The 4804-nt window shown below is 66.7% G+C and carries 2 pseudogenes; both read right to left on the reverse strand.

Features of this window, described 5'->3' with window-relative positions:
• Positions 1-219 (reverse strand): annotated as a pseudogene (locus SLQ30_RS32930) (hypothetical protein); the annotation flags it as partial.
• A gap of 58 nt (positions 220-277) precedes the next feature.
• Positions 278-4804, reverse strand: a pseudogene (locus SLQ30_RS32935) (amino acid adenylation domain-containing protein); the annotation flags it as partial.

Below are 4804 nucleotides of genomic sequence, written 5' to 3' on the forward strand. Positions count from 1 at the left end.
ATTCGACGCCTCGTCGAGCTCCCGATACGTCATCGAGCGGCCCCCACCAGACAGCGCCACCGCCCCCGGAGTACGCCCCACCTGCGCCGCGAACAACCCCGGAATCGAACTCCCCGGCGGCGCCGGCTCACTCAACACCGACCGATGACCCCACCCATCCAGCCGCGCATACTCATCCTCAACGAGGAAGTCCATCGACGACAACCGCCGAGACAGGTCAGCATCCACTACGTCCCCCAACTAGCCACTAAACGCTCGTTACGTCGCATGTTCCCAACAAAGACTTCAGTCGTTTGCCGGGGCCTTCCCCCTGGGCAATCAACAGATGCGCCAACCTATTCGAGGTTTCGTCCAGCTTCCGATAGGTCTTCGAGCGGCCCGCGAAACTCGCCGCCGCCGCATTCGGGGCGCACGCCATCCACAGAACGAGCGGGCCGGAAAACGAGCCCTCAACAGATGCCGGCTCGCTCAACGCCGCCCGACTACCCCACCCATCTAGCCGCTCACCCTTATCCCCAACGAGGAAGTCCATCGAGAACAACCGCCGAAATAGGTCAGCGGTCATGTATCAGCCCCTACATCAGCGGTCATCGCCACCAGCACACGCCGGAACCGGTCAATGAGCAGTTCGATGCTGGACGCATCGAACACATCGGTGCGGAACTCCACCACCCCACCGATCCCGGCGGGCTCACCAATGCCGTTGAACCGCTCGCCCAGCGCAAATGTCAGATCCATACGGGCGGAGTTGGTGTGCGCGGGCAGTGGGGTCACCCGCGCATCACCCAAAGTCAATCCGGCCGCGGAATCGGTGTTGTGCTGCCAGGGCAGGTTCTGCCAGGACAAGATGACCTGGATCAGTGGGTGGTGACTGAGGTTTCGAGTGGGTTTGAGCCGATCGACGAGCACCTCGAAGGGCACGTCCTGGTGATCGAAGGCGGCCAGGCCACGTTGGCGTACCTGCTCGAGCAGCTCCGCGATGGTGGGGTCGCCACCTAGATCGACCCGCAGCACCAAGGTGTTGACGAAGAACCCGACCAGTTCGTCGAGCGCGGGATCACTGCGCCCGGCGGTCGCGATGCCCACCGCCACATCCGAACTGGCACTCAACTTCGACAACAACACCGCCAACGCGGCCTGGACCACCATGAAACTGGTCGCATTGTGCTCGCGAGCCACCCGCGCCACCTGCTGCTGCAACTGCGCGGGCCACTCCACGGCCACACTGGAACCCCGGTAATCGGCCACCTCCGGATAGGGCCGATCGGTGGGCAACTCCAAGCGCTCGGGCAGCCCCGCCAACGCCTGCTCCCAATAACTCAGCTGCGCCGAGATGGGACTGTCCGCGTCCTCGAGGTCACCCAGATGCTCACGCTGCCACAACGTGTAATCGACGTACTGCACCGGCAACGGCGCCCACTCCGGTGCTCGCCCGCCACACCGACTGGCATAGGCCACACTGAGATCGGCCACCAACGGAGTCACCGACCACCCGTCGGCGGCGATGTGATGCACTACCGCCACCAGCACGTGTTCCTCGGCGGCGACCCGGAAAAGCGTTGCCCGCAAGGGAATCTCGGTGCTCACGTCGAAGCTGTACCGCGCCGCCACGCCGACGGCCTGCTGCAGCCGCTGCTCCGACCAACCGCCGGCATCCACGACGTCCCAGCCCAAGTTCGCCTGATCGGCGGGTAGCACCACTTGTCCGGGCACCCCATCGATGACCCCGAACACCGTGCGCAGACTCTCGTGGTGGCCCACCACGTCACCCAGCGCTTGCCCCAGCGCCTCGGCATCCAGGTGCCCGCTGAGCTGCAATGCCACCGCCATGTTGTAGATCGGCGAGGGGCCCTGCAACTGCTCGAAGAACCACAACCGCTGCTGGGCATAGGACAACGGAATCAGCTGCGGGCGGGCCATCACCTGCAACGGCGGACGGGCCGCCTCGCCCTGATTGCGGTCGAGATAGTCGGCGAGCCTGGATACGGTCGGCGCATCGAACACATACCGGACCGGCACCTCGCGGCCCAACGCCGACTGCAACCGCGAGGTGACCCGGATCGCGATCAACGAATCCCCGCCCAGGGCGAAGAAGTCGTCGTCCAGACCCACCCGGTCCAACCCGAGCACCTCGGCGAACACCTCGGCGATGGTCTTCTCGGTCGGAGTGGCCGGCGCCCGGAACGCCTTGGCGGCGAACACCGGCGCCGGCAACGCCTTGCGGTCGATCTTGCCCGAGGAGGTCAACGGGAACTCGTCGAGCACGACGAGCTGGGTGGGCACCATGTACTCGGGCAACCGGGCCCCCAACCATTGCCGCACCGCGCTGAGCTTGTTGTTGGTGTCGGGATCATTGGCATACGTGCTGCGCTGCGCCGCCACATGAGCCGGCCGGTACACATCGATCAGCGCTGAAGCGTGCCTGTCCTGGGTGGGAGCGATGAGGACCGCATCCAACGTGCCGGCCTGGGCACCCCAGGTGACCGCGACCTCATATCCCGTGTCCTCGCCCAGCCGGTGCAACTGTTCGGGGGTGGCGACATCGAGGATGGATGCTGCGTAGGCATGCGCCTCTGCCAGCGGAAGCCCGTCAGCCAAGGCCTGTTCGATGTGCACGTCGGCGATCACTCCGGTCCGCGGGATCGCGCTCACCCGCACCACCTCGGGACGCTGCGACTGCAACTGCGTGCGCAGCCCACTGAGCCCCGCGCAGTCCGCCCACGCCCAGACCGGCGCGTCGGCCACCGACCGCACCGCGGCCGGGCCTTTGTGGATGGTGACGTCGTAGCGGTACCGGCTCAACTCGTTGTCGGCGTGGCCACGTTTGACCTGGATGTCCACCCCGGCCACTGACTCGTGCTCGGCGGCCCAGGTGGTGAAGAACTCTGGGGCCAACAGCAACTCGGGCTCCCCGAGCATGGCGTGCTGCACCCGTTGCCGGATGTCGTCGACGTCGTCGGACGCCCCACGGGCCAACGCAATCCCGGTCTGGAACGACCCCTGCAAGCCGTGGTTGCGCACGTCCCCGATGAACAACGCCCCACCCGGGGCCAGCAGCTCCATGGCGGTGTCGATGACCTCGGCCAGATAATCCGCACTCGGGAAGTACTGAATAACCGAGTTGACGATGATGGTGTCGAAGTGGCCCCGCGGCAACTCGTCGGTGACATGCGCCGGTTGGGTCGCCAACCGCACCCGATCCCCCCACGCGTGCGCAGCCACTGCCGCACTCAGCTTGCGGATCGTCGGCGCGGAGAAGTCCGTCCCCCAATACTGCACACTCACTGGGGCGATTTGAGATAGCACCAGCCCCGAACCGACACCGAGTTCCAACACGCGTCGCGGCGCCAGCGCCAGGATCCGGTCCACCGTGGCCGCACGCCACTCCCGCATCTGGTCCAACGGGATCGGCTCACCGGTGTAGCTGCTGTTCCAGCCCCGGAAGTCGCTACCGAAGTCGGCCGCCTCGACCTCGACCTCGGCGTCATAGAGTTCGTCGTAGATGTGCTGCCACTGGTCGACGGCCTCGGCCTCTTTGTCGGTAGTGGTGGTGCGCTCCAGCCCCACATAGGCGATCAGATGATCGGCGGCGTCACCGTGATGCACCGCCACCGCCGCCCGCGATACCTGCGGGCAGGCCAACAGGGAGTTCTCGATCTCGCCCAGCTCCAGCCGCTGGCCCCGCAGCTTGATCTGCGCATCGGCCCGCCCTAGATACTCCAGCTGTCCATCTGCACCCCAGCGCACCAAATCTCCGCTGCGATACATCCGCGCCCCAACATCGCCAAACGGGTTGGCCACGAACCGATCTGCGGTCAACTCCGGTCGACCCACGTAGCCACGCGCCAAGCCCGGCCCACCCAGATACAACTCCCCGACCACCCCGACCGGAACCGGGTTGAGCCGCCCGTCGAGCACCAACGCACTAACCCCGGCAATTGGAGCACCGATGCCCACCGGCTCACCGGCGGCCAATGCACTCCAGGTGACCCAGATGGTGGCCTCGGTGGGGCCGTAGGCGTTGAACATCGCCCGCCCCGGCGCCCACGCCGCCACCAACTCCGCCGGGCACGCCTCCCCACCAGTGATCAACGTGGCCAACCGCCCCTCCAACCGGTCCCGGTCGAGCGTTGCCAACACCGTCGGAGTCAACAACCCCGCATCCACCCGCTGCTCGGCCAACAGCGCCGTCAACGCCTCTCCCGCATAGGAATCCGGCGGCGCCACCACCAACGCCGCGCCCGACGCCACCGCCAACAACCACTCGAACACCGAGGCATCGAAGGTCGGCGCGGCCACCATCAGCACCCGCGCACCCGGCGCCAACCCATACACCGCGCGATGCGCGGCGGCCTCACCCAACAACCCGGCGTGACTGACGACGACTCCCTTCGGCGTCCCGGTGGACCCCGACGTGAAGATCACATACGCCGCGTCATCCACACTCAACGACGCCAACCGCTCCCCATCGGTGATCGGATCCCCACTACGCCCCGACACGTCCAACCCGTCCACCGCCAACACCGGACGGCTCCCGGCCCCGCCCACGGTGTCGGAGCCAATGGTCAACACACACACCGCGTCGACGGCGTCGAGCACCGCAGCGATCCGCGCATCCGGATGCCCCCGATCCACCGGCACATAGGTCCCACCGGCCTTGAGCACCGCCCACCACGCCAGCACCAACTCCGCGCACCGCTCCATCGCCACGCCCACCGCACGCTCGGGACCCACCCCGGCCTCGATCAGCACCCGCGCCAACCGATTCGAGGCCTCGTCGAGCTCGCGATAAGACCACGACCGC

The organism is Mycobacterium sp. RTGN4 (genome assembly GCF_033804635.1).
Classification (GTDB): domain Bacteria; phylum Actinomycetota; class Actinomycetes; order Mycobacteriales; family Mycobacteriaceae; genus Mycobacterium.